The 26,644-nt window shown below is 43.3% G+C and carries 22 protein-coding genes and 1 pseudogene; 13 read left to right on the top strand and 10 right to left on the bottom strand.

Annotated elements, in window-relative coordinates:
* Window positions 1-9 precede the first annotated feature (9 nt).
* A complete protein-coding gene (rpsG, locus tag DSL64_RS10795; RefSeq protein ID WP_115830799.1) occupies window positions 10-477 on the bottom strand; it encodes a 30S ribosomal protein S7 in 468 nt (155 codons plus the stop codon).
* Between the two features lie 119 nt (window positions 478-596).
* Window positions 597-1,010 (bottom strand): 30S ribosomal protein S12, encoded by a 414-nt coding sequence (gene rpsL / locus DSL64_RS10790; RefSeq protein ID WP_015813784.1) that lies wholly within the window; start codon window positions 1,008-1,010, stop codon window positions 597-599.
* Between the two features lie 436 nt (window positions 1,011-1,446).
* On the opposite strand from rpsL, the gene DSL64_RS10780 reads away from it, so the two are divergent.
* The 7 genes from DSL64_RS10780 to DSL64_RS10750 all read left to right on the top strand — a co-directional run bounded on the left by DSL64_RS10780 (window position 1,447) and on the right by DSL64_RS10750 (window position 9,639).
* Window positions 1,447-3,474, top strand: a complete 2,028-nt coding sequence (locus DSL64_RS10780) for a CHU_0125 family OmpA-like outer membrane integrity protein (protein WP_445438702.1) — start codon at window positions 1,447-1,449, stop codon at window positions 3,472-3,474.
* A 180-nt stretch (window positions 3,475-3,654) separates the two neighbouring features.
* On the top strand, window positions 3,655-4,845 hold the full coding sequence (locus DSL64_RS10775) for a deoxyribodipyrimidine photo-lyase (protein ID WP_115830794.1): 1,191 nt from the start codon (window positions 3,655-3,657) through the stop codon (window positions 4,843-4,845).
* Between the two features lie 127 nt (window positions 4,846-4,972).
* Window positions 4,973-5,554: a LemA family protein gene (locus DSL64_RS10770; RefSeq protein WP_115830792.1), complete on the top strand. Its 582-nt coding sequence runs from the start codon at window positions 4,973-4,975 to the stop codon at window positions 5,552-5,554.
* 104 nt (window positions 5,555-5,658) lie between these two features.
* Entirely contained in the window at window positions 5,659-6,096 is a 438-nt protein-coding gene (locus tag DSL64_RS10765; RefSeq protein WP_115830790.1) for a TPM domain-containing protein, read from the top strand.
* Window positions 6,097-6,105: 9 nt separating this feature from the next.
* Window positions 6,106-6,903 carry a TPM domain-containing protein gene (locus DSL64_RS10760; protein WP_115830788.1) on the top strand — a complete coding sequence of 266 codons (798 nt, stop codon included), beginning with the start codon at window positions 6,106-6,108 and terminating at the stop codon, window positions 6,901-6,903.
* 152 nt (window positions 6,904-7,055) lie between these two features.
* Window positions 7,056-7,964, top strand: coding sequence for a DUF8428 domain-containing protein (locus DSL64_RS10755; protein ID WP_115830786.1), 909 nt, complete (start codon window positions 7,056-7,058; stop codon window positions 7,962-7,964).
* Between the two features lie 184 nt (window positions 7,965-8,148).
* Window positions 8,149-9,639, top strand: a complete 1,491-nt coding sequence (locus DSL64_RS10750) for a peptide MFS transporter (RefSeq protein ID WP_115830784.1) — start codon at window positions 8,149-8,151, stop codon at window positions 9,637-9,639.
* 76 nt (window positions 9,640-9,715) lie between these two features.
* Here DSL64_RS10750 and DSL64_RS10745 read toward each other — a convergent pair whose 3' ends face one another.
* The gene (locus DSL64_RS10745; protein ID WP_115830782.1) at window positions 9,716-11,356 is read right to left on the bottom strand and encodes a M28 family metallopeptidase; all 1,641 of its coding nucleotides are present in this window, start codon (window positions 11,354-11,356) and stop codon (window positions 9,716-9,718) included.
* Window positions 11,357-11,446: 90 nt separating this feature from the next.
* On the opposite strand from DSL64_RS10745, the pseudogene DSL64_RS29540 reads away from it, so the two are divergent.
* Both DSL64_RS29540 and DSL64_RS29535 read left to right on the top strand, forming a co-directional pair.
* Window positions 11,447-12,654, top strand: a pseudogene (locus tag DSL64_RS29540) (M13 family metallopeptidase); the annotation flags it as partial.
* Window positions 12,646-13,488: a M13-type metalloendopeptidase gene (locus DSL64_RS29535; protein WP_374755828.1), complete on the top strand. Its 843-nt coding sequence runs from the start codon at window positions 12,646-12,648 to the stop codon at window positions 13,486-13,488. The pseudogene DSL64_RS29540 and the gene DSL64_RS29535, both read left to right, overlap by 9 nt.
* A gap of 173 nt (window positions 13,489-13,661) precedes the next feature.
* Here DSL64_RS29535 and DSL64_RS10735 read toward each other — a convergent pair whose 3' ends face one another.
* A complete protein-coding gene (locus DSL64_RS10735) occupies window positions 13,662-14,825 on the bottom strand; it encodes an AraC family transcriptional regulator (protein WP_115830780.1) in 1,164 nt (387 codons plus the stop codon).
* Between the two features lie 97 nt (window positions 14,826-14,922).
* Between DSL64_RS10735 and DSL64_RS10730 the strand changes: the two genes are divergently transcribed.
* Entirely contained in the window at window positions 14,923-15,282 is a 360-nt protein-coding gene (locus tag DSL64_RS10730; RefSeq protein ID WP_115830778.1) for an SdpI family protein, read from the top strand.
* On the opposite strand, the gene DSL64_RS10725 is transcribed toward DSL64_RS10730, so the two are convergent.
* The 5 genes from DSL64_RS10725 to DSL64_RS10705 all read right to left on the bottom strand — a co-directional run bounded on the left by DSL64_RS10725 (window position 15,279) and on the right by DSL64_RS10705 (window position 22,550).
* Window positions 15,279-16,538: an MFS transporter gene (locus DSL64_RS10725; RefSeq protein ID WP_115830776.1), complete on the bottom strand. Its 1,260-nt coding sequence runs from the start codon at window positions 16,536-16,538 to the stop codon at window positions 15,279-15,281. The two genes, DSL64_RS10730 and DSL64_RS10725, sit on opposite strands and share 4 nt — an antisense overlap.
* A 114-nt stretch (window positions 16,539-16,652) precedes the next feature.
* Complete coding sequence (locus DSL64_RS10720; protein WP_115830775.1) at window positions 16,653-17,486, bottom strand: ROK family protein; 834 nt, start codon at window positions 17,484-17,486, stop codon at window positions 16,653-16,655.
* A 93-nt stretch (window positions 17,487-17,579) separates the two neighbouring features.
* Window positions 17,580-20,177 (bottom strand): family 20 glycosylhydrolase, encoded by a 2,598-nt coding sequence (locus DSL64_RS10715; protein WP_115830774.1) that lies wholly within the window; start codon window positions 20,175-20,177, stop codon window positions 17,580-17,582.
* Window positions 20,178-20,434: 257 nt separating this feature from the next.
* The gene (locus tag DSL64_RS10710; protein WP_115830773.1) at window positions 20,435-21,418 is read right to left on the bottom strand and encodes a nucleoside hydrolase; all 984 of its coding nucleotides are present in this window, start codon (window positions 21,416-21,418) and stop codon (window positions 20,435-20,437) included.
* A 115-nt stretch (window positions 21,419-21,533) separates the two neighbouring features.
* Window positions 21,534-22,550, bottom strand: coding sequence for a PDDEXK nuclease domain-containing protein (locus DSL64_RS10705; RefSeq protein ID WP_115830772.1), 1,017 nt, complete (start codon window positions 22,548-22,550; stop codon window positions 21,534-21,536).
* Window positions 22,551-22,846: 296 nt separating this feature from the next.
* Here DSL64_RS10705 and DSL64_RS10700 point away from each other — a divergent pair, with 296 nt between their 5' ends.
* On the top strand, window positions 22,847-23,617 hold the full coding sequence (locus DSL64_RS10700) for a shikimate dehydrogenase family protein (RefSeq protein ID WP_115830770.1): 771 nt from the start codon (window positions 22,847-22,849) through the stop codon (window positions 23,615-23,617).
* Here DSL64_RS10700 and ribD read toward each other — a convergent pair.
* Window positions 23,614-24,681 (bottom strand): bifunctional diaminohydroxyphosphoribosylaminopyrimidine deaminase/5-amino-6-(5-phosphoribosylamino)uracil reductase RibD, encoded by a 1,068-nt coding sequence (gene ribD, locus DSL64_RS10695; RefSeq protein ID WP_115830769.1) that lies wholly within the window; start codon window positions 24,679-24,681, stop codon window positions 23,614-23,616. The two genes, DSL64_RS10700 and ribD, sit on opposite strands and share 4 nt — an antisense overlap.
* Window positions 24,682-24,774: 93 nt before the next feature.
* Between ribD and prmC the strand changes: the two genes are divergently transcribed.
* Together prmC and DSL64_RS10685 are read left to right on the top strand one after the other, a co-directional pair.
* Window positions 24,775-25,638, top strand: a complete 864-nt coding sequence (gene prmC, locus DSL64_RS10690; protein ID WP_115830767.1) for a peptide chain release factor N(5)-glutamine methyltransferase — start codon at window positions 24,775-24,777, stop codon at window positions 25,636-25,638.
* A gap of 49 nt (window positions 25,639-25,687) precedes the next feature.
* Window positions 25,688-26,641, top strand: a complete 954-nt coding sequence (locus DSL64_RS10685) for an AAA family ATPase (RefSeq protein WP_115830765.1) — start codon at window positions 25,688-25,690, stop codon at window positions 26,639-26,641.
* The last annotated feature ends 3 nt before the right edge of the window (window positions 26,642-26,644 follow it).

Raw genomic sequence — 26,644 nt, 5'->3', positions numbered from 1 at the left:
CAAAGAAAACTAGAACCTGAAGTGTGAGAATGCCTTGTTTGCATCCGCCATACGGTGGGTATCGTCTTTCTTTTTAACAGCAGCACCTTCACCTTTTGCAGCAGCGATAATTTCACCAGCAAGACGGTCTACCATTGTTTTCTCTCCACGCTTACGTGAATAGTTGATCAACCATTTCATGCCAAGTGACTGCTTGCGCTCAGGACGAACTTCTGTCGGAACCTGGAAAGTAGCACCACCAACACGGCGGCTTTTTACTTCTACAGCAGGAGTAACATTGTTCAATGCTTTTTTCCAAGTTTCAAGACCATTTTCGCTGGTTTTCTTCTCTACCAACTCAAGAGCGTCATAAAAAATAGTAAATGCAATGCTTTTTTTGCCTTGAAGCATCAGGTTGTTAACAAATTTTGTAACCTGAACATCTCTGAACTTCGGGTCAGGCAAGATGTATCTTTTCTTTGGTTTGGACTTTCTCATTGTAGTACTTAATGTTTTAACGAGGTTTCGTTTTGCAACTTATTCACCCGGATAACAGCGTTCCGGATTACTTCCCTTTTATCAGAATATTCTTTAATAAAAGCAGAGAGAGTTACTTTTTATTTTTTCTTACCTTTTGTTGGTGCTGCTGGTGCTTGTCCTGGCTTAGGGCGTTTTGCACCGTATTTCGAACGACGTTGTTTACGTCCGTTAACTCCTGCAGTATCCAATGCACCACGGATGATGTGGTAACGAACACCCGGTAAATCTTTAACACGACCACCACGGATCAATACGATCGAGTGCTCCTGCAAGTTGTGTCCTTCTCCAGGGATGTAAGCATTCACCTCCTTGTTGTTTGAAAGACGAACACGAGCTACTTTACGAAGTGCTGAGTTCGGTTTTTTTGGCGTTGTGGTGTACACACGAGTACACACCCCCCTACGCTGAGGGCAGGAATCCAAAGCCGGTGACTTTGATTTCCATGTAATGGTCTCTCTACCTTTACGGACTAATTGTGAAATAGTTGGCATTTAACAAATTGATTTTGATCTGGTTAATGCACCAGTCTATTGTTTTGAAAACAGTTTTCCCGAAAAAATCGGACTGCAAAAGTATAATATTTGTATTGATTTACAAAAGGTTGTCAAGTTTTTTTACTCCGGCAACTCCTTTTCGTTACTCAGCCTATATACTTATCCTGAAATCCTCCAATCCCTTATATCTCTCCGGCTGTGTTATCCAAATCAAATACAGCGCTTCACACTTCCGTCGTTACCACAGCAACAGTAGCGCCGAACGGCCGAAAACTGATGGCAAAAAATGCCACTATTAAGTCACTGAAATGCCGCGACAGAAAAATATATGTTGGTTACACCCATAATTTTATTTCCAAACGTTGTTTATTAGTATTGTTTTTCAAAAACCCAAAAGTGCGAGTCGGATCGTTTGATTTTACACCTTCAAATTATGAGAATTTTGCGGTACAATTTTACCCTCATTGTTAGCATCATTGTAATCAGCACCTTGCTGTATAGCTGCAACTCTGCTATGCAGGCTTACAAGGATGGTTATAAAAAATTCAGCAACGGAGAGTATGATCTCGCCATTAAAGGATTCGAGAAAGCAGCAGCAGAAAATTATGAGCCGGTTCAGACCAGCTTTCTGATTGCTGAGTCTTACCGGTTATCCAATCGGTTTAAAGAAGCCATTCCCTATTACAAAAAAGCTTTGGACGAAGGTATTGAGAATCCTGAGGCCCGGTTTCAGTATGCCTATGCACTAAAAACTGCAGGAAAATATGAGGAGGCTTCTAATGAATTTGCTGCATTTGCCAAAGCGCCTAACAGCCCTAAAAATCTTCAGGAACGCGCATTACGTGAGATCGAAATTCTTAAGATTACGGACAGACTACGAACAACCAAAATGGATGTTCAGCTCAAAGAGATACCACTTAATACGGCCAACGCTGAATTCTCTCCTGCCATCCTGGGCAACGAACTTGTATTCTCATCTTCCCGTAAAGATGTCGTTTATAAGAATAATGGCCAGCCAATGCTCGGGCTTTATAAAGTAGCCATATCGCAGGATGCGGGAAATACGCAAGGTAATCCTGTGCTGTTCAGTTCTGAGATTTTCGCTCCGGATGCGAACGAAGGATCACCTGCATTTTCTCCGGATGGCAAAACACTTGTATTTGCACGTGGTAACACCGGAAAGAAAAAAGGAACAGCTGATGTCGATTTATACATGAGCCGTAATGTGAACGGTCAATGGACAGCCCCTGCTATTCTGCCAATCAATGATTCCCTGGCCTGGGATGGTTCTCCGGCATTTTCCAGAGATGGCAAAACGCTCTACTTCGCATCTAATCGTGCAGGTGGCGTAGGAGGAATTGATATATACCGGACTAACATGGATGCTTCTGGTCGTTTCAGCAGGCCGGTCAACATGGGTAAAGAAATCAATACGGCCGGAGACGACATGTTCCCTTATGTAGCCGAAGGTGGAAAGCTGTATTTCGCATCTGATGGTCATCCGGGATTGGGGAAACTTGACCTTTTTTCTGCTACGCGTACTCAGGGAGTAATTACGATAGAAAACATGGGGTTGCCTTTTAATAGCCCTCAGGATGATTTTGGGCTGGTCTTTTACAAGGATCTGAACAAAGGATTTTTCTCTTCTAACAGAGAAGGCGGCAAAGGCGATGATGATATTTACTATTTCTATGGACCTGAGGAAGAGGACACTACTACTGTTGTCAAAAAACTGGATCCAAACGATCCGCTTAATCCGCAGAATCCAAATTATATTGACGGAAAGAAAAAGGTGGTTCGTTACTTCCTGGCAGGAAATGTGACAGAAAACAATCCGGAAGCCAGTATACCGCTGGATTCTGCCCTGGTTCATATTCTTCCTGATACCTCCGACGTACAAATTAGTGAGTTTACATCTGGTAAAGACGGGTATTTTGGCAAACAGACCGTTGAGGAAGGAAAATCTTATGTGCTATTTATTACAAGAAAGGGATACATCAGCAAGAGAGAGCCTTTCACGATGGATGGCAAAAGCATCCCTCCTATTTTCCTGAATAAAGTACTTACAGATACAACGTATCAGGTAAATATCAAACTGGACAAACTTGAACTCAACAAAACGTTTGTTCTTGAAAACATCTACTACGACTTAAACAAGTATAATATCCGGCCTGACGCTGCTGTTGAACTTGACAAGCTCGTACAAATACTGAAGGACAATCCGACTGTAACGATTGAGCTTAGTTCCCATACAGATGCCCGTGCAACGGATGCATACAACATGACGCTATCTCAAAACAGGGCAGAATCTGCAGTAGAATATCTGGTTTCAAAAGGTATAGATCCTGACCGCCTGACCGCAAGAGGCTATGGCGAAAGAGAACTGATTGTACCAAATGCCAAAACAGAAGAAGAGCACCAGCGTAACCGTAGAACAGAGTTCACTATTTTGAGCTACTAACTTCTTTATTCATACATTTGACAGGGCGTGACTCATCGGGTCATGCCCTGTTCTGATTATCTCCCATTTCATTTACTGAACTCAACACGCTTAGTTCGAGTTTATTCAAACAGTCCGGCAATGTCATTCCGCTCAAAACCGGCGCATTAAATAATTTTATCAAGTATTACTTTTTAACTGATGGCTCAACGAATCGTTTACTGGTTCCGGAACGACCTAAGACTAACAGACAACGAAGCATTTCTGGCTGCTACTAATGCTGCAAAAGAAATTATCCCTGTATTTGTATTTGACCCGCGTCAATTTGAGCACACCAAACTTGGTTTTCGCCGTACCAGTGTACTGCGCGCGCAATTTCTGATAGAAACTGTTGCAAACCTGAGAGCAAAATTGCGTGAAAGAGGTGGAGACCTGCTTATCCGAATCGGAGAACCCGAAAGCATTATTGCCCAGTTGGCTGATGACTATCGTGCCGAATACGTTTATACCAGTAAGGAAATCGGGCCGGAAGAAACCCGTATAGAATCGTCGCTGAGTAAAAGACTCAAAGTGAGCAATGTAGATATAAAGCTATTTTGGATGCAAACTCTAAGCCATGCTAAAGATCTGCCATTTCCGATCTCAAAGCTTCCATTAGGGTTCGATCACTATTATCAGCAGATCAAAAATCAGCTTAAAACAGGAACACCTGCCAGCGAACCTTCTGCTATCACGCTACCTCTGGAATATGAGGCGGGGGTTATTCCTTCTTTGCCTGCTTTGGGAATGGATCCGCAGGAAACGAGCAGTCTGAACATTTCAATCGATGTTTCAGCAACTTCTCATGAAACTACAATACGGGAACACCTCGGAACTTGTATCACTGACCAGACATTGTCAGAAGAATCTACAGACGCGCTTACAGATTGCAAGTTATCTCACTATCTGGCACTGGGCGGTATATCGGCCCGAAGCATCTACCATGTCCTGCAAGACATACAAGGACCCGCATCTCTGAAAGAGACGCTGCTCAAAAGTCTGTTTGAACGCGACTACTTCCATTGGACTTTGCTCCGCTATGGACCAAGGATGTTTAAGCCGAGCGGGGTAATACATCATTTTGAACAGCGCTGGTTGAATGACAAAACCGTTTTTCAGCAATGGATAGATGGGAAAACGGCAGATGAGGAAATAAACCACATTATGTCCAAAGTGAAAACAACCGGATGTGTATCTTCAGCAGAATGGCAAAAAGCTGCCAGCTATCTCGTTCAAAAAGAAAATATCAACTGGACCTGGGGAGCAATGTATTTCGAAAGCTTCCTGACCGACTACAGCGTTTCTGTTAATTGGGGTAAATGGAATAATCTAGCGGGAGTAGGCGCCAATTGAGACTCCTGTTATCCTTTCTAATTACACGATGTAATGGGAGAAAACCGGCTATGTAGTTTTTCCTCAGGATTTCATTAGCTTTGAACAACTTTGAACCAAGTTCATTAACTCTAAACGATTAATAAAAATGTCAAAAGGACTTATCGCAGTTATTGCTGTTTTTCTGATTCTGGGATTTGTAGGATGTGGGAAATATAACGGAATGGTACAAAAAGATGAGGTTGTAAAACAAGCCTGGTCAAAAGTAGAGAGCCAGTACCAACGCCGCGCAGACCTTATACCAAACCTGGTAAGCACTGTAAAAGGTGCAGCTGATTTCGAAAAAAGTACTTTAACTGCCGTTATCGAAGCACGTTCAAAAGCAACTCAGACAACGATCAATGCCGATCAGTTGACTCCTGAGAATATCGCCAAGTTCCAGGGAGCTCAGGATCAATTGAGTAGTTCACTATCTCGTTTGTTAGTATCAGTAGAGCAGTACCCTCAACTTAAAGCAAACCAGAATTTTCTTGAACTTCAGGCTCAGCTGGAAGGAACAGAAAACCGTATTACAGTAGCCCGTAACGACTTCAACGACGTTGTGAAAGACTACAACCAGGAAGTACGTACTTTCCCGACTAACCTATTCGCAGGTGTATTCGGATTTGCTCAGAAAGGCTACTTCACTGCAGCAGCAGGCTCAGAAAAAGCGCCGTCTGTACAGTTTTAAAACTTCACCGGTTAGTCGTGATGATACAGATCGGCTAACCGGTTTTTTATAAAACTTCAATCACCTGTTTCACTGCGGTAGTACCGCCGATTCAAGTCGTAATCATGGCAGCCAATTCACTTTTTTTCTCAGAAAAAGAACAGGAGCAAATTATTGCAGCAATTCGTGAAGCTGAAAAGCAGACATCGGGTGAGATAAAGGTACATATAGAAAAAAAATGTGCTGGTGATGTAATGGACCGTACCAAAGAAGTTTTTGGTTCTCTGAATATGCATCAGACACAGGATCACAATGCTGTACTTTTCTACCTTGCGTATGAAGACCGGAAGTTTGCCGTCTTCGGAGACATTGGTATACATGAGAAAGTACACGACAGCTTCTGGAACAGTACAAAAGATCTGCTTCGCAGCAATTTTTCAAATCAACGTTTTACGGAAGGCCTTTGTCTGGGTATCCTTGAAGCCGGTCTTAAGCTGAAAGAACATTTCCCATACAGCTCCGACGACGTCAACGAACTGCCTGACGATATTTCGTTTGGCTAACAAACTATTATGAAAAAATACCTCGTTTTTTCCTTCCTGTTTTCTTTGCTGTTTCTGGGGGCTATGGCGCAGGATATTCCTCCACGACCCAATCCCCCCCGATTAGTAAACGACTTTGCCAAACAGCTTAATCCAACCGAAGTAGCAGAACTCGAACGCAAACTTGTTGCTTATAACGACTCCACTTCTACTGATATCGTGATTGTAGTTGTACCTACAACCGGCGATTATCCTCTTGCCGATTATGCTCTAAAAATAGGCCGGGAGTGGAAATTAGGACAAAAGGGTAAGAACAACGGTATCGTGTTATTGTGGGCATCTACCGACCGGAAGATTTTCATCAGTGTCGGAGATGGGATGGAAGGAGTGATACCAGATGCTGTCGCAAAACGTATCATTTCCCAGACGATCACCCCTGATTTCAAAAACGGTATGTTCTACCGTGGTTTGGATCGCGGGATTGATGACATCTTTAAATACGCTACCGGCGAATACAAAGCTGATCCAAAAAGTAATAGTAACGATGAGGGCGGTCCTGCACCCATCATTATATTCTTCATCATATTTGCCATTATTCTGATCATTATTTTCGCAAATAAAAATAGCGGAGGTCGCGGTGGCAGAGGTGGAGGAATGAGGGATATGGGCGGACCAATTTTCTGGCCATACACTACATATTCAGGAAGAGGAGGCTCATCAGGCAACTGGGGAGGTGGCGGTTCGTGGAGCGGTGGTGGAGGCGGAGGCTTTGGTGGGTTCGGCGGTGGAGGCGGATTCAGTGGCGGAGGAGCCGGCGGAGATTACTGATCGTCTGCAAAAAACATGAGTAAGTGCAAACCCCATACGGCTTAAAATACCGGATGGGGTTTTTAGTTGTTACATCCACAGGTTGTAACGTATAGTGTTGGCATGGTTTTTGGTAAAGTGTAGGTATCAAACTTAATCTAAACTAAATTTTTATGGAAAACAGGAATAACACCGGCATGCTGATAGGACTTATATTGATGACCGTCCTTGCAGCCGTTTTTGGATATCTCTATTATCAGGAACGTGCTATCACCAATAAACAGGAAACAGACCTTGAAGCACGTGTCTCTGAACTGGCCGCCTCTGAAATCAAACTCGACTCTATATCAAAACAGCTGGATGCGAGAATTCTGGAAGTGCAGGGACTTGGAGGAGATATTGCTGAACTTCAGAAAATGAAAGAGTCTCTTGAAAAAGACCGCGTAGCATTGCGCAAAGGCAACGCTTCTCTTGGTAATAAAATCAAAGAATACGAAAGCTTCCTGACTAAAAAAGATGAGGAAATTGCTCAGTTGAGAGAAGAAAACCAGCAACTGCTTAGCCAAAACGAAACATTGGTACAATCCAATACTGAACTGCAAACCAGCAAACAGGCTGTAAGCGACTCATTGGCAGGTGTGGTAACCAAAAATGCAGAACTGGAATCCAAAGTTACAACTGCTGCTGCCCTTCGTGCGAGGAATGTGAAAGTGTACGCGATTTCATCTAAAGGCAAAGTTCGTGAAGGTGATGAAGTGAAAGCTAAAAGGGTAGATAAGGTAAGAGTGGATTTCATACTTGAGAAAAATCCGCTTACCCTCACAGACAACAAGACTGTATACATGCGCATCATAGATCCGTCCGGAGCTACCATTTCTGATGCTGCTACTGGCTCAGGCGAGTTTGACTATAATGGCCAGAAACAAGGTTACACGATCAGCCAGGATTTGGTATATGGTAATAACAATCAGGACGTAAGTATCCTTTATGACCGTGCAACTCCGTTTGCTAAAGGTAAATATGTAGTGCAATTGTACTCAGAAGGCTTTGCCATTGGAGAAGGATCTTTCTCAGTGAAATAAGGTCTTATTAAGGTTATATTTAGAAAAAGCAGGGCGCTATAGCGTCCTGCTTTTTTTATGCCTTCATGAAATGATTGTTTAGACAAACAAGTATTTATTATTAGGTCATTATGCCTATCTTGCGCCCTCAAAAAAAACGGATAAATTAACAATCAACAAAATAAATAAAATACCACTCTAACCTATGACCGAACAAATATCTCAAAAACACCCGCGAGGGTTATATGTACTCTTCTTTGCAGAAATGTGGGAACGCTTCAGTTACTACGGTATGCGTGCCATTCTGCTTCTTTTCCTTCTGGACAAAATACGCGGCGGGATGGGACTCCAGGCATCGGAAGGAGCTGCGATCTACGGCTTATATACCGCATCCGTATACTTGCTCACATTACCGGGCGGCTGGCTGGCCGATAATGTTTTCGGACAAAAGAAGGCGATCTGGTATGGTGGAATTGTCATCATGCTGGGGCATATTATCCTGGCAATCCCAGGTGGTACAGCCATCTTCTTCCTCGGACTTGCCGTGGTAGCAATGGGAACAGGTTTGCTAAAACCTAACATCAGTTCTATCGTTGGTGAGCTTTATCCTGAAGGTGGTGCACGCAGGGATGCGGCTTTCTCTATTTTCTATATGGGGATCAACCTCGGCTCAGTTCTAGGGATTACCATCGTAGGGTATCTGGGACAGAAAATTAACTGGCACATGGGTTTTGGAGCAGCCGCTGTAGGAATGCTTCTGGGTCTTATTGTGTTCCGTTATGGAAGTAACAAGTATCTGCGGGGATATGGAGAAGTTCCTCCGGCAAAAGTTGTAACTCCTGAAGAAGCCGTTAAAGCAGGATCTGAAAGAAAACTTGGCTACGGACTTGTCGCACTGCTGGTAGTTTTCCTTGCTGTGTTGCAACTGACCAATACGATCAACATGACCACTGCACAAGGTTTGGCGCAGGGAGCAGGCGTAATCATCGTAACGGTATCTCTTTTCTACTTCCTGTTTATCCTTATTGCCGGCGGACTTACTACCGTTGAAAAGAAACGTGTGGGCGTTCTTATTGTATTCTTCCTGGCAGCGGCCATTTTCTGGTCAGGTTTTGAACAAGCCGGTACATCTCTGCAGATTTTTGCTGAACGATATACCGAGCGCACATTCGGTGGTTGGGAAATGCCTTCGAGCTGGTTCCAGAACTTCAACGGAACATTCATCCTGATTTTTGCGCCGATTATGGCGAGTCTCTGGATTTTCCTGTCTTCAAAAGGCATCAATCCTTCTACTCCGGTGAAATTTGCCTTGGCTCTTATTCTTGTTGGAGCCGGTTTCTTCATTATGGAAATGGGAGCCAAAGTAGCCGTAACCGGTCAGCTTGCTTCACCACTTTTCCTGACTTTCACGTACATGATTCATACGATCGGTGAACTTTGCCTGAGTCCGGTGGGTCTGAGCTCCTATACCAAACTGGCTCCTAAAAGATATGTAAGCCAATTGATGGGAATCTGGTTCGTAGCTGCATCCCTGGGTAACCTTATTGCGGGTCTGTTTGCAGGTGGGTTTGATGAAGAAAACCTGGAGCAAATGCCTGGATTATTCAATCAGGTTACTTTATTCTCTATCGGCTTCGGTTTGCTATTGCTTATATTCTGGAAACCAGTTAAAAAATGGATGGGAGGAATCAGCTAATATTCTGAGATCTGTTATTAAAAGTAAAAGCGAGTTCCCGGCAACAGGAACTCGCTTTTGCTTTACATCATCGGGATTATTTCCCCATTGACTTATCGCGGATAGCTTTAAACTCTGATCCTTCTTTCCAGCCCGGGAAGGTAGATTCATTACTGAGCTTTACACCCACATTGAACAGAATCTGCATGTCCTCTACTATACCTGACAGATCCCAGTCTGCTGAATATTCATCGGTAGGCGCGTGATATCTTTTGTCATTGTATTCCTTTTTCTGCGCTTCGCCCCACTCCTCTCCATGTTCTACAGACACAGAACCATTCTCAATGTACATGGAAGGAATACCTACTTTTGCAAAATTGAAATGGTCTGAACGGAAGTACCAGCCACCAGATGGATCCGGTTCCCCTCTTGTCACCCTACCTTGTTTGGCCGCTGCCTCATCTGCATACTCATCCAATTCCGACTGACCTTTTCCTACCAGAATAAGATCTTTCATACGGCCGAACGGTTGCAGCACATCCATATTGATATCTGCCACTGTTTTATTGATCGGATATACCGGATGCGAAGCATAATAGTCGGACCCCAGCAATCCCTGTTCTTCTGCCGTAACAGCCAGAAACAAGATTGACCGGGCAGGTTTGGTTTTGAGTTTGGTGAAAGCATGAGCAAGTTCAAGCAATGCCGCAGTACCTGATGCATTGTCAGCAGCTCCGTTATAAATGGAATCGCCGTCAATAGGTTCTCCTTTTCCGAAATGATCCCAGTGTCCGGAATAGATAATATATTCATCCTTTCTGGTTGTACCCGGCAACACAGCCAGCACATTGTTTGACTCAGATCTCTTGATCGCATTTTTCAAACTGATAGAAGCTTTCACTTTCAGCGGAACAGGTTTGAAGCCTTTTTTTCCGGCTGCCTGCAAAAGCGTATCCGATACACCAGCTAACTGGAACAACTTCTTCGCCGACTCCATAGTAATCCATCCTTCCACTGCCGCTCTCGACATATTATCGTCTTCTGCCTGTAGATATAACTTAGACTTGGACCAACCGCTGCGCACTACCGCCCAGCCGTAACTTGCCGGTTTGGTATCATGAATCAGAATAACTCCTGCTGCGCCCTGGCGTGCTGCCTCTTCGAACTTATAAGTCCAGCGTCCGTAGTAAGTCATGGTTTTTCCTTTGAACAGTTTCGGATCCCAGAATCCCGGATCATTAACCACAACCACAACCGTTTTCCCTTTGACATCCAATCCGTCATAGTCGTTCCAGCCATACTCAGGTGCTACAATACCATATCCCACAAAGATCATCTCCGAATTTTCAAGCTCCACTTGCTCCTTTACTCTTCTGGAGGCGGCCACGAAATCATCCAGGTAATTCAGCTCAACCGCAGGACCTGTTCCTTTAAAAACCAGTTTACCTTCCGGTTTCGACATAATGTCTACCATCGGCACTTTCTGGAAGTAGCTGTCACCATTCCCTGGCTGAAGTCCTAATTTTTCAAATTCAGTTTTGAGATAATTGATTGTTTTCTCCTCCCCGGCAGAAAAAGGCTTGCGACCTTCTAGGGAGTCAGATGCCAGAACCGCAATGTGTTTTGAAAATTCCTGTCCATTAATCAGTGCATCATTTTCGTTCGATGTCTTTTCAGAACAACCGGTTAACACAGATGCCGCGCCCAGCCAGGCGAGCAGATGTAATTTAAATTTCATAAAGTATCATTATTAGGTCAGAAATGGATATTTAAATGAAGTTGGTGAAATTAGCTACATTTGTTTACAAACTTAAAAAACAAATAATATATGAGTTTAGCCAAATTGAGCTGTTCTCTTCTTGCCATTTCACTTCTTGCCAGTGGTTGCAAGAAGGAAAAAGAAGAATCGGCTGTTGAAAAAGTACCGGGGTACGATATCACCTCACTTGACTCCACCTATAAAGCCTGCGACGACTTTGATAACTATGCGAACGGAGGCTGGAAAAAGAATAATCCAATTCCTGGCACAGAAAGCCGCTGGGGCGCATTCGGTATTCTGGATAAAGAAAACAAGGAGGTTCGCCTGAAAGGAATCATCGAAGAAATTACAAAACAGAAGGATCGCAAGAAAGGTACAGAAGAGCAGCAGATCGCAGATTACTATCAGTCGTTTCTGGACACTGCAACGATCGAGAAAAGAGGTATTGAGCCTTTGAAACCATATCTGGATAAAATAGAATCGATTGCTTCTTTGAAGGATCTTGCATCGGTATCCGGTGAATTGCAAAAGATAAGCGTTTCGACTGTCATAGGTTTTTATGTTGACGGAGATCTAAAAATAGTAAGACAAATGCACTTTATCAGGGTCAGGATGGATTGAGCCTGGGTGAAAAAAGCTACTATGAAAGAGCCGATTCGAGCACTGTAAAAGTTCGTAACGAGTTTGTAAAACATGTCGATACGATGTTCGGACTGGCAGGTTTTAAAGATGTAAATCCTGGAAAAGCCATTCTTGATTTCGAAACCAAGCTGGCCAAACTACAACTCAGCAATGTAGAACTACGTGATCCCGTAAAAACGTACAACAAGACAGCCTATAAAGACTTCAAAGCACTTTTGCCGGATTACGATCTGGATGTTTTCATGAAAAATCAGGATATCAAAAGTGATACTGTGATCTTACAGAATATTGCTTACCTGACCAATACCAACAAATTGCTGAAGGCGACTCCGATCGCTACTCTTAAGTTGTATACCAAATGGCAATTACTTTCATCGGCTGCCGGGTATCTTCCAAAGGGTTTTGATAACGAAAACTTCCGTTTCTTCGCTACCGTGATGCGCGGAACCAAACAGCAACGAGCAAGAACTGAAAGAGCAATCCGCTCTACAGACGGTCTCCTGGGTATGCCATTGGGTAAACTATTTGCTAAAAAATACTTCCCCGAGGATGACAAAAAGAAAGTATCTGAAATGATCGAAAACGTTCGTGCTGTATATGGTGAACGTATCGACAAGCTTACCTGGATGAGTGACTCCACGAAAGCACGGGCTCACAAAAAGCTGAAGTCATTTACATATAAGATTGGCTACCCCGACAAATGGAAAGATTACTCTTCTATTAGTATTGAAAAAGATAAGCTTTATGAAAACGTAGTGGCGGCATCTTTGTTCAGCCATGAGGAGACAGTTAAAAAAATTGGCAAGTCTGTAGACAAGAGTGAGTGGTACATGACACCGCAAACCGTGAATGCTTACTATAATCCGCTTGGTAATGAAGTTGTGTTCCCGGCTGGAATTTTACAACCGCCATTCTACAACCGAAATGCGGATGACGCGATCAATTACGGAGGCATTATAGCCGTAATCGGACATGAATTTACACATGGTTTCGATGACCAGGGCTCTCAGTTTGATGAAGAAGGTAACCTGAAAAACTGGTGGACTGCCAGCGACCGTGCCAACTTTGATAAACTTACGAAACGTTATATCGATTATTTCAGTGGTATAGAGGCGCTACCAGGTTTCAAGATCAATGGTGCATTGACAATCGGAGAAAACGTGGCTGACCTTGGAGGTTTGACCCTCGCATACTACGCGTTAGAAAAATCTTTGAAAGGCAAACCGGAACCTGAACTGATAGATGGTTTCAACTGGAAGCAAAGATTCTTCCTCGGTTGGGCTCAGGTATGGCACATGAACACCACTGATGAGGCATTGCGCAATCAGGTTCAGACTGATCCGCACTCCCCGGCACGTACCCGTATCAATGGCCCACTTCCTCACCTTAAAGAATTCCAGAATGCCTGGAACTGTGGCGAAGGCAACAAAATGGTATTGCCTGAGGCTTCGAGAGTTGTGATTTGGTAGGTTTAAGAAGAAGTTACAGGAGGTAAAGAAGTTATAAGTAGTTAGCCATTCGGGAGCATTTTCCGGATGGTTTTTTTGTAGAAAAAAGGTAGAGGAGTAAGCTGTTGAAGAGCATTATCCGAAAGACTAACTTCTTTAACTCCTTCTAACTTCTTAACTCCTTATTAAACCACCTACTTCCCCGCCATATACCTATTTCTGTACACACTCGGACTACAGCCTTTTACCTGCCGGAATTGGCGGGCAATATTTTTACTGTCGGTGAGCCCCATGTCCAGAGCGATTTCAAATACTGACATATCCGTATCCAGCAACTTTTGAGTAAACTTTTCAATTCTGAGATTGAAGATATACTTATATACCGGGTAGCCTGTAATTTCCAGAAAGCGCTTTTCCAGTGCCCTACGAGACAGAGGCACTTGTTTCACCACTTCATCCACATGCAGATTTTTATCAATATTCTGGTGGATAAACTTTAAAGATGTCGCTATATGGTCATCGTTGGTCGCATAGATATCCGTGGAATGTCTGGTAATAACCTGAGTAGGTTTCACAAGAATATCGTGGTATTCGGCTATACCATTTTTGATCATATGATCCAATAAACGCGCTGTGTCGTAACCTCCCTTTTCCACATCCAGTGCAATACTTGAAAGCGGAGGATCAGAAAGATCGCAAATCATTTCATCATTATCGACACCTAATACAGCCACTTCTTCAGGAATACGGATCCCCAAATGACGGCAAGCTTCTGTGATATGTTGCCCCTGGTTGTCGTCGCACGCCATCAATCCTATAGGTTTGGGCAACGATTTCAGCCATCGACTTAGTGAACTCGGCTTATAGTACCATAACTCTGTTGAACGCGCTTTCTTATGTTCAAAGTAATGCACTTCATGTCCCATACTTTTCAGCCGTTCTTCAAACCCTTCCGCACGCTCTCGCGACCACACAATATCTCCGAAACCATAGAAGGCGAAGTTGGTAAATCCTTTCCTCAGGAAATAGTCGGCTCCCATTTGACCTGTTTCATGATACGCTCCGGTGATGTTGGGAATTTCAGTAAACCGCTCCTTGAAGTCCTGCGCAATCACCGGAATACCTGCCTCTACGAACTTGCCAATTTCCTTATCATTGTAAAGCTGCCCGATAATTCCATCCGCTTTCCATTCTAAAGCCCACTTGAGAATACCGTCGAGCCCGACTGTCTCCCTATGAAACAGAGGCATCCGGCAAAATATCCAGGGGCCAAACTCCCTTGAATAGCTATTGATTCCCTTCATCAGGCTTTTACTATAATCCTCCGCGAAATCAATAAGCAGGATAATTTTGTACATGAATAGCTGTAAACGATTGATATTAAATGATCAAACTAATAAACCTGAATTCATTTCTAAGCAAAAATGCTATATTTATCTTTAAACGATTTGAATTATGGACATGAATACAATTCTATTAGGCCATATCGCGCTCGCAGTCACATTTCTGGGAATTACTCTATTCTTCCGGGCGAAACAACCTCAGAACATCAATTCCTTTTACGGATACAGAACCCATGTTTCTATGAAAAATGCTGAAATCTGGAAGGAAGCGAATGCTTTCAGTTCAGATCTCTTTGTGAAGTTTTCTTTTATTTTTATCATTTTCGAGACCATTTCCTATTTATTAATTGGCGGGATCAACTCGTTTTACATATCTGCAACATTCCTGACAATTATCTCTATCGCGGTAATTCCATTGACGGAGATTCATATAAGAAAGAAGTTTGATAAAAATGGACGAGCTAAAAACTAAGCATTAGTTTCAGACAATTCTTTTTTAATACCTAACCGATCATTCGTTACCAACGGACGTGCCCATATTCCTATACTCAAAATATATCCTAGCGGTACAAGCAGAAATACCATAGCCATCCTGAGGCCAAATGCTTCTCCGAGTGCTCCAACGATAAGGGGAACAACTGCACCTCCACAAATACCCGCACACAGAATACCCGAAAAAGTACCGTGGTGCTGAGGCACCGAATTTAACGCAAGGGAGAATATAACAGAATACATCACTGAGGCGAAGAACCCAGCTGCTGGGAAAGCAATAAGCGCAGTGTCCAGTGTTCCGAACAAAGCAGCTAATACAGATAATACAGCACCGGAAGTAAACAAAATAAGCACCTGCCGGCTATCAAATATTTTAAGTAAAAGTAACCCCAGCAAGCACCCTATAGTAAGTAATCCCCAGAAATTAGAGATCACTGTAGCGCCAGTAGTTCCCGGGTCCGCACCATGATAGGTTTGTAAAAACTGAGATATCCAGTTAGCGATTCCTTGCTCGGTACCTACGTAACAAAATATCCCAAGAAAGAACAACCAAACCTGCCTGTTCACAGCCAGTTCCCGAAACGAATTACCGACATCGATTTTTTCATCATCCCTTAATTCCACTTTTGGAAAACGGACAACTGCAATGATCAGAACCATCAGAATAGAAATGACAGCAAAAACCCAATACAAGGAAACCCATTTCAAATTCTGAGGTACAACTTTGTTTAACAAATCCAGTAAAAAATCCGACTTGGCACTATGTACGTTAGAAACCAGATAGCTATACAAAAGCGGGCTCAGAAATGAGGCTGCCCCGAAAAACAGCTGTGCCATCACTGAGTTGAAAGCAAATTTGGATTCACCTCCTGCCACTCTGAGCAATGGATTAATTACAACCTGAAGCATGGACATCCCTATTCCTATCAGGAATAAGGAAAACAATGCGATTCCAAAGCCAGGCTTGACCGCAAACAGAAACGCTCCGGCAAATGATATCAGAAAGGCCCAGAGTAGAACTTTTTTCTCCCCCACCCTTTCCACCAGCAACCCTGCGGGAATCGACATAACACCGTAAGCAACAAAAAAAGCAAAAGGAAGAAAGCCCGCAAGTCCCAGGCTTAGATTAAAATCCCGGACAAGTTCAGGAATAATCGGACCAAGAATATTCGTCAGAAAAGATATGACGAAGAAAATAAGGAGAATCAGTAGAACGATAAAAGTATTTTTCCGCATGACAGGCAATTTTGGACTTTCCCTGCACAAGCTGCCGGAAGATCCATTTAGTGAGTTAAAATATAATTCATGAGTCTCTTTGGTAGCTGTGTGTGATCAATGCAAAAGAACAAATTAGTTTTTATGCATCAGTGCGGCAGCTCCAAGTAATGCAATATTTTCATTTTCGGAAAGAAGCAAAGTAAGATTGCGGATCGAACGCGGGTACGCAAAATCTTCCAGACTCTTCACCATACTATTTTTAAAGAAGCGGCTTGCTTTCGCTATGGAACCTCCGAATACAATAGCTTCAGGGTCGTAAGTGTACATCACTGTCTTCACCACAGCTCCCAGATGTACCCCAAATTCCTCCCATGCGGCCAATGCACTTAAGTCACCTTTCAAAGCTGCATTATGCGCTTCCCAGGCATCCATTTGCAGTACATTACGAAAGAACCTGTTGCACACATAATCTTCAAGAATAGAATCGCGGTAGGGAAGCATTCCAATTTCGCCTGCGCCACAGTTATTACCCGAATACAGATTGTTATCGATAATGATTCCTGAACCCAATCCCGTACCTACAGCCATGCCCACTACCGACTTAAATTGCCGCGCCAATCCGAATCGATGCTCTCCAAGAATAAAACAGTTTACATCATTATTGATAGACACCGGCAGATTAAACTCTTGTTCAACAATATCCCGCAAGGCCACTTCTTCCCAAGAAGGAATATTCATTACATTATAGACCATTCCGGTATCGACATTCACCACGGAAGGAACACCAATCCCAATTCCCTGTACAGGATATTTCGTTAGCGGCCTGATAAGCTCCATGAGCTGTGAGAGTGTCGAAGAAAGAGACTCCTTGTTTTCCAATGATATTTTAGACTGACGTGTAATCGCACCACCCAGCTCAATTCCGGCCCTGATATTGGTGCCCCCGATGTCTACCCCGATATTCATTAATTAAAAAGTTGAGTATTTTGTTATTGTCCTGACCTGTCTGCAAAACCTTTTTACAGACAGGTCAGGTTTTTAGAGAAGGATTTACTTATATCATTTTGTCGTGACAACACTCGTTCTTCCCGAACGACCTGCGCTGTCAAACGCTTTCAGTTTTACAATTCCTTTTACCTGCGCCGGTCCTTCGTACAAAGTCGATTTCACAGTAGGCTCAGAACCATCCGTAGTATAGCGAATAGCCAGCCCGGGTAATTCTGTATTGGCTTTCAATGTCCCGTTTTCTACAATCGCACCTGGCATCGGCAATCTGTAATTATATCCTCCATTCATGTATTTCAGTTTAGGAATACTGCGTTGAGCCATTGTATTGGCAAATACATTCCAGCCTTCCTGCATCATCTTCTTTCTGACGTTATCATCAGCTACATTCTCCCAGCCCCTTTCCGGTGCCCACGCACTTTCAGAGAAGCCCATGAGTTTAGGTAAAATGGAATATTCCATCATATCTCTTCCCTTGATCGTCTCGGCCCATAGTTGCGCTTCAATTCCAAGTACATTTTTTCTCGCTTCAGGTTTCAGCAACTGCTTACCAACAAACTCTTCCTTCATAGGCTTGCCCATTGCAGTTTCCTCCGTCGTCTTGAACATATTAAAGGGAGCAAATGCCCAGTTATCTCTGGCGTCAACAAATCCTCCCCAATATAATCCCGGTTCTTTCGGATCATTGTCGTAGGCCATGTCGAAGTAAAAGTTGGTAACGTTACAGAACACCACCTGATAGCCCGCGTTGGCAAGTCTGTTGCCCAAGTCCACATCAAATACGTTATTCCAGATATAAGGGACTACCGGACGACCAACAAATTCCGGATTTGCATTGTAAACACCTGCCGGCGTCTTGGTAAGAGCTACTTCTTCCCAGCCGTGTACTTTCAGATTTCTTTTTTCAAGCCTCGGCAATAATTTTCTTAAGAAATAAGCCTGCAGGTTTTTAGCGCCGCCAATTGAAGGATTTTCCTTTAATAGCTGAGCTGCCATCGGGGATTTAGTCCATGCTCCATCTGCCACTTCATCACCACCGGTGTGGAAAGTGTCCATGGTAAGTCCTGCCTCTTTGTAAAGTTTGGCCATTTCGTCTACCACCTTTTCAAAGAAATGATAGGTCGACTCCCGGGCGACACTTACAACGTTATTCTTATACGCCTGTGCAGAAATGTATTCCGATTTATCATCCGGATCAATCAGCCTGTATTCATTCGCTTCTTTTTCTTTTCCTTCTTTCATCAGGCGCTCATAGCGCGCTTCCATAGACTTGATAGCAGCAAGTGCATGACCGGGAAAGTTGAGTTCAGGAATAATCTTGATGTGTCTTTCGTTGGCATATTTCAGGATTTCTATAAAATCCGCTTTGGTATAATATCCACTGCCGTGCTTGCTTTTATCTTTTGCAAAAGGACCCGATCCGTATGAAGGATGTAATGCAGGTGCATTGATACCAGAAGTATGCTGCCGCTGTCCGCCTACTTCTGTTAACTCGGGCAGTCCGTCGATTTCTACACGCCAGCCTTCATCTTCTGCTGTATAGAGAAGCAAATGATTGATCTTATAAGAGGCCAGCAAATCTATCACCCGCTTAACAGATTCCTTAGTCTGGAAATTACGGGCAACATCCAGGTGCATACTTCTGAAAACAAAACGTGGTGCATCCTGAACATTTACAAAAGGAAGTGTAAGCTCGTTAACCGGTTTAGCATAATTTTCAACCGGTGCTAATTGAAGAAGACTTTGAATTCCATAGAACACACCCGCTTTATCAGCCCCTGTGATAGAAATACCCTTCGCATCCACATCAAGTGTATAAGCTTCCTGTGTTTTTCCGCTAACATTCACTTTGCCATTTTTCAGAATGATCACCGGCTCTGAAAGTGCAGTGGCAGCAGGCAATCCTTTCTGTACCGGAAATTCAGTTCCCGTAATTTCTTTTAATTTCTGAATAAGGTAAGTCGCTTCATTTTCCAGTCCTTCGTCATAAAACACATGATTTCTGTTGGAAAGGGTTATAGCTCCTTTCGGAGCAGTTATTTTGGCTGGGGTAGGTATAATTTTCAGCAGTTGGTCAGCTGCCAGTGTAGTAAAAGCGAGATTATTCGCATAGCGGGACTCGGCAGTTGGCACTTTAAGAAGATCCCTTTTACCTCTTAATATCTGCTCTTCCGTTGTAAAAGGCTCAATTACATAATCAGCAACTTCTGCAATCTCCCCTTCTTTACCATCCTTATCATAAAATACAAAGTATAAGCCAAGAGGCGCATCCGTCTCTTTGATCACGCCTTCTGTACCGGTATAATGGATAACTGCAGAATCTCCTGGTTGAAGAGAAAAGTCTTTGCCCGGAACCATCTTATACCAGTCACCATTGATGTGTTCTACCGTTGCTGGTTCGGGTGTCTTGTTGGTATGGATAGGACGAGGCGACATACTAAAGAATAGCGCCCAATTGGTACCGTCCAGTGTAATCCCACTCTCATTTTTTAGCGTAAATTTTGCAGAAAAACTACCATCAGGCTCAACAAAATTGCTGATGAGTTTCCAGGATACTTTGATTTTCTGACCTTCCTCCTTTGAAAGCTTTCCTGAGCTTCCACAGCTGAATAGCCAGAATGAGACAAGAGATAACAGAAGTAGTTTCTTCATAATTGACTGGTTAGTTGGATCCAAAATGATTGTTTGGCAATTTATCGATTCACCAGTTGATTTTTTAAATATTTTTAAAAAATCAGTAAACTCTTAAATTGCCTTCATTTTGTTCCGCAGTCTTAATACTGAGAACTTCTGAAAACATACTATTCCGACTTTCTGGCCTGAACGACGGAGTCGGGCTGAACAGAGAATGCAACAAACCACGCTAACGATTCAGCGCAGCCTGCTGCCGCATGCAGACCGGAGTGTTCTTACTTATTCTTTCCTTCCCACATCATCAATCCTTCAATCAAAGCTCCAACCTGATCCAAAGGCATTGCTTCCGTTAAGTAGGCATGCGGACCCATGGCATCATCCCGCCAGGTATTATTACCACCTTCGACAATCATTTTCCCTCGTTTCACTCCAAAATAAGGCTGCACGCCACGGATTGCTACCAATACGGCAGTCTGATCCCAGCTCATTCGTCCCTGCGCATCGCCTTCACTCTTTGGCATCGCATGTACATATACATCTTTTACCGGACTATCCAGCCTTTCATTCGCTACAAGTTTTAGCCCTGTTTTGATCTGATTTCCTATTTCAAAGCCACTCAGTATAATCTGTGTCGGCCACTGACTAAATACCTTTTCTGCAGCAAGAGAATCTGTGAATACGTTGTACTCCCTTCCTTCCGGAAAAGCACCGGCCATAGATACGAGCTGCCTCACCTTTCTCCTTACCAAATCCTCACCCGACAAAAGTGAGTTTTTATCAGGCTTAGAATCCAGTAGGTTACTCAGGTTTGTCAGAAAGCCGATCGTGATAATGGTAACACTATTATCCGGTTGCGCTGCCAGTACTTTCCTGTATGTCTCCACTGCGTCGGGCGCATCAGTTGTATTTTTGATCTTATGTGGGTATTTCGCAACCAGCATCTCAGGCCATTTTTGAGAAGCACCGTAATCAGGAGCATTACCCTTAGGAGCACCAACCGGCAACTCCGGCCTTCCGAACCAGGTATTGATCACGTCTATAGAAGGAATTACCAACTCATTTTTGTTAGATGCTATGACAGCCAAGGGTCTCATTTCACCTCTGTCAGCCATGGCATGAAACATAGCCATCGCTCCCACATCATCGTAGTCCGGCCCAATGTCCGTATCCAGAATGACAGCCGGAGTTTGTCGGTTACCTATTTGAGCATATGCTGATGAAGTGATGAAAACGCTGAGGAGTAAAACTATTCTATACATTATTCTAAATTCTGATTGCTACTGAAAGGTCCTTGATTACCTCAAAGTACCTGTTATGTTTCCTTTAAAAATTACGTTGAAGTGCTCCTTATTGCTGCAACAGTGTGGAAAAAATTTATATACCTGACTTACCGTCATTACCAAGTTTATCGATTTCTCTTCTTACTTCATCCAATAATTGCTGTTCAGTAGGTAAGTAAAGCTGATATTTACTCGTAATGATATTTCTGCTGTTTTCGGGTAACGAGATTTTCACCATAGTATCATTTTTATCAGTACAGAGTAATATGCCAATTGTAGGATTTTCAAATTCCTGTTTCTCATACCTATCGTAGTAGTTTACATACATTTGCAACTGCCCTAAGTCCTGGTGTGATAACTTTTGTGTTTTAATCTCAATAATGACAAAACACTGTAACAGTCGGTTGTAAAATACCAGATCCACGAAAAACTCATCTCCATCTATATGTATTCTTTTCTGACGGGCCGCAAACGTAAAACCGTTACCAAGCTCCAGCATGAATTCCTGCAAATGGGTAATAATGCCCGTTTCAAGATCTTTTTCATAGTAAGCAGCTTCTCTTTTTAATCCCAGGAACTCCAACACCATCGGATCTTTAATAATTTCTCTGGCATCAACAGGGTGTTTTTCACTTCGGGCTACCGACAATACCGATGCCACGTCGTTACTCATCAAAAGACGTTCAAACAACTGACTATTTATCTGCCGCTCCAGTTGCCTCGCCGACCAATTATTCTTTTCAGCTTCTGCTATATAAAAATCTCTTTTATCCTGATTATCAATACGAATAAGTAATCGATAATGAGTCCAACTGAATTGCGTACGCAGTGCGTTCGCAATTGGAAAAACACGGTAAAATTGTCTGTTCATTTCCAACTGCCGAACAGAAAAACCCGAACCCATTACTGGTTGAAACTCCTTTGATATCGACTTAATCAGAAAAGTGCCATAGGCAGCACGGTCTTCACCTTGTTGCTCTTCTTCAAAGATGACCTTACCAATATGCCAGTACATCAACACTCTTTCAAAATCTACACTCCGGATGGCTCTCTGCTGCGCATCAGAAATAATCGCCTGTATCTCAGTGATAACATTTTTATTCAGCTCCATAGATGTGTGTGTGTGTGTGTGTAAAGATTAGATAAGTGCAAAGTTATCCCGCCCCCTATTGACAAATATAACTGAATAAAATAAGGAACTACCGGAGAGATGAGGATGCGCAAGGAAGGGGAAACAGGTCACCCGATGAGGTAGTAATACAGTACCTTCCTCCCAAACCTTTGTGATTCCGTTACAAGTCGGTTAACTTCGCCATTGCGTTTGAACATCCTCATCGGGGTAGCTCTGATCATTCCACGTCAGATATTAAATGCAGAACAACTTTCGCATCAGAATCACAAATCACTATGAATTTATACGGCCTGATAGGATTTCCACTTACTCATTCGTTTTCAAAGCGCTATTTCGGTGACAAATTTACAAGAGAAGGGATAAAGGAAAGCAGCTACGATCTCTATGAAATGGAAACATTGGACGGACTTGCTGATCTGCTCAAAAAACCTGATCTGCGAGGATTAAATGTCACTATTCCACATAAAAAAGCCGTCATCAGCCATCTGGATGATTTAGATGATTCTTCGGCAGAAAGAATTGGGGCAGTCAATACCATTAAGATTTTTGCTGATGGCAGTACCAAAGGATATAATACCGATTACTACGGATTCAAGCAATCATTGGTAGAATGGCTTGACCGCCGCGGAGAAGCATGCAGTAGTTTCCAGGCACTTATTCTTGGAAATGGCGGAGCTGCTAAAGCTGTACAGGTTGCATTGCAAGATCTGGAGATTACCTATCAGCAGGTATCCCGCAGTCCGCAGAATGGTTGCCTTGTTTACGAAGATCTGAACGAAGAGATTGTTGGCTCTCACCGCCTTGTTATCAATACAACTCCTCTTGGTACATTTCCCAATATAGAAGGATGTCCGGCGCTACCTTTTGAATGGGTCGGCAATCAGCATTATCTGTATGATCTGGTTTATAATCCTGCAGAAACAACCTTCCTGAAAAAAGGAGCAGAAAAGGGCGCTGCCACACAAAATGGTCTTAAAATGCTGGAGCTGCAGGCCGAAAAAGCCTGGGATATCTGGACCAGCGACGACGAAATGTGGAGTATTTAGTCTTTTCGGTAATAAGTCCATAAATCATCCTGTACCTTCTCGGATCCAGTCAGAATTCCGTGAGGTGCAGGAGCCATAATTCCTTCTCCCAATACCTTATTGCTCTGGCAACGGCGTATTTCATCCCATAGTCCGCTTTTCAGAAAAGAATTAATAACTGCTGGTCCGCCTTCTACAAACACAGAATGTATCTTCTGGTTTACCAGCTCCTTCAACAACTGTCCTATTTCATCATTTCCAGGTGTAAGCTGAACAGCCGCAGTTTCAGGAGTATCACTGTAACGCTGAGGAAAAGCTATTGCATCTCGTCTGCTTTTGTAGCCTGCTATCAATGTTGGTTGCGATCCGTCAAAAAAATGAAGCGTTTCCGGCAAAATCCCGTTTCTATCCAAAACTATTCTCACCGGGTTTCTCCCTGCCCATTTTCTGACATTCAACCGGGGATTATCCACCAGTGCAGTATTAAATCCCACCAATATAGCATCTTCTTCACTACGCCATTTATGCACACGCATATTGGAATACGCTCCACTGATGGCTACCGGAGCGCCGTTGCTGTGGCCCAGGTATCCATCTGCTGTTTCTGCCCACTTCAGGATTACATAAGGACGATTTGCTCTAAACGCCAGAAAAAAACGTTTGTTCAATTCCAATCCCTCCTCTTCAAGTACTCCCTGCTCTACTTCAATTCCTGCATCCCGAAGCTTCTGTATACCTTTTCCAGCTACCAAAGGGTTAGGATCATGATTACAGATAACGACCTTTTTTACATGCTTCGCTACCAGCAGATCCGCACAGGGAGGTGTTTTCCCGATATGAGAACACGGTTCCAGCGTTACATACACCGTTGCATCTTCCAGCCATGCTCCGTTTCCTTTCTCTTCAGCATCTTCCACCGCTCTTACTTCGGCATGTGGCCCGCCATAGTGTCTGTGCCATCCTTCGCCTATAATTCTACCTTCATGCACGATCACACAGCCCACCATAGGGTTAGGACTTACGCTTCCCCTACCGTATTCCGCCAGCTGTAAAGCGCGCTGCATCCATTGAATATCTGAGTTCATAGTGGTAAAAATACAAAGTCAGGGCGAAACTCGAGTTTCGGGAGTTCTTTAAATTTGTTAACTTTCCGACCTTGGAATAAAAACTGATCAAAAATGACTTCGGCACGTCAGCTATATAAAAATATCGTAAGCGGCATTACAGCATATCCCGAAAAAGAAGCGCAAGCCATCACATTCATGCTATTGGAGCATTATATGCGGTTAAGAAATATTGATGTCCTTGTGGACAGACCTATTCCTGAAACCACAGCGCAACCCGACTGGCTATCCATTATCTCACGCCTCAACAATAGCGAACCTGTTCAGCACATTATTGGCTCCACAGAATTTTGCGGATTGGAGTTCAGAGTTTCTTCTTCTGTGCTTATTCCACGGCCGGAAACAGAAGAGTTGGTAAGAATGGTCACCCGCGACTATGCTGAACCCGACAAAGATATTTCGATTCTTGACATCGGGACAGGTAGCGGATGTATTGCCATCGTGCTTGCCCGCTTTCTTCCGCATGTGAATGTACACGCCTGGGATGTATCTGATGAAGCGCTGGAAGTTGCCCGCGAAAATGCCCGTCAGTTGATTGCAGATGTGCAGTTTGCAAAGCAGGATATGCTGAATGTAACATTTCCGATACCAGGAAACGTTATCAAATTTGACTGTCTGGTAAGTAATCCGCCATACGTTACTTATTCTGAAGCGGAGCATATGCTACCTAACGTGTTACGTTTCGAGCCACACGAAGCACTGTTTGTAGAAGATAACGATCCGTTATTATTTTATAAAGCCATTGCTGATTTTGGCAAACATCACCTTAAAGAAGGAGGAAAATGTTATGTAGAAATCAACGAACACTTCGGATTAGAAACAAAGAAAGTTTTTGAAGACAGATCTTATCAAAAAGTGGAGATTCTTCGCGACATACATGGAAAAGACCGGTTTGTGAGAGCCATTTGGGGAAATTAAAAAGCAAAACTGAGACAGTTGTACTCCGTAATGCTTAAAACAGAAAAACATGTATTTAGAAAAAATAAAAGATGTACTCGGCGAATTAGGGAAAGTGGTCGTAGGGCAGGATCGGTTGCTGAACCGGCTTTTGATTGGTCTTTTCACAGGAGGACACATTTTGCTGGAAGGAGTACCGGGCCTTGCCAAAACTTTGACCATCAACTCAATGGCCAAAGTTTTAGATCTTGAATTCAAAAGAATACAATTTACACCCGACTTACTGCCAGCCGATTTAATCGGTACCATGATCTACAAACCCAAGATCGGTGATTACGAGGTCAAAAAAGGTCCGATATTTTCCAATATTATTCTGGCAGATGAGGTAAACCGCTCTCCCGCGAAGGTGCAATCGGCCCTGCTGGAAGCCATGCAGGAAAAGCAGGTGACGATAGGCGACGAAACTTACCCACTTGATCGTCCTTTCATCGTTCTTGCCACGCAGAACCCTGTGGAACAGGAAGGAACCTATCCGCTTCCGGAAGCGCAAATCGACAGGTTTATGATGAAAGTATATGTCGACTATCTTGAAAAAGCTGAGGAACTGGAAGTAATGAGGAGAATGTCCGACATCAATTATGATTACAAAATAAGGCCTCTACTTAATAAAGAAGATATTTTTGCAATCAGGAATGCGGTCAACAATGTCAACATTTCCGATACACTGGAGCGTTATATCATTGAGTTGGTTTTTGCCACGCGTCGTCCGTTGGATTATGGATTGAGAGACGAAGCGCGATACATACAGTTTGGTGTCTCACCCAGGGCGACGATCTATCTGAACCGTGCAGCCAAAGCCATGGCTTATCTGGAAGGAAGAGATTATGTATTGCCGGAAGATATCAAGGAGCTCGCACCCGACATTATGAACCACAGGATATTGCTTAACTATGAAGCGGAAGCCGACAATGTAAGAACAATATCTATTATTGATTCTATATTGAGAAAAGTGGCGATTGGATAGTGG

The organism is Dyadobacter luteus, assembly GCF_003383615.1.
GTDB lineage: Bacteria > Bacteroidota > Bacteroidia > Cytophagales > Spirosomataceae > Dyadobacter > Dyadobacter luteus.
Note: the sequence above shows the minus strand (reverse complement) of the source record. Positions and strands in the feature narration are given on the sequence as shown.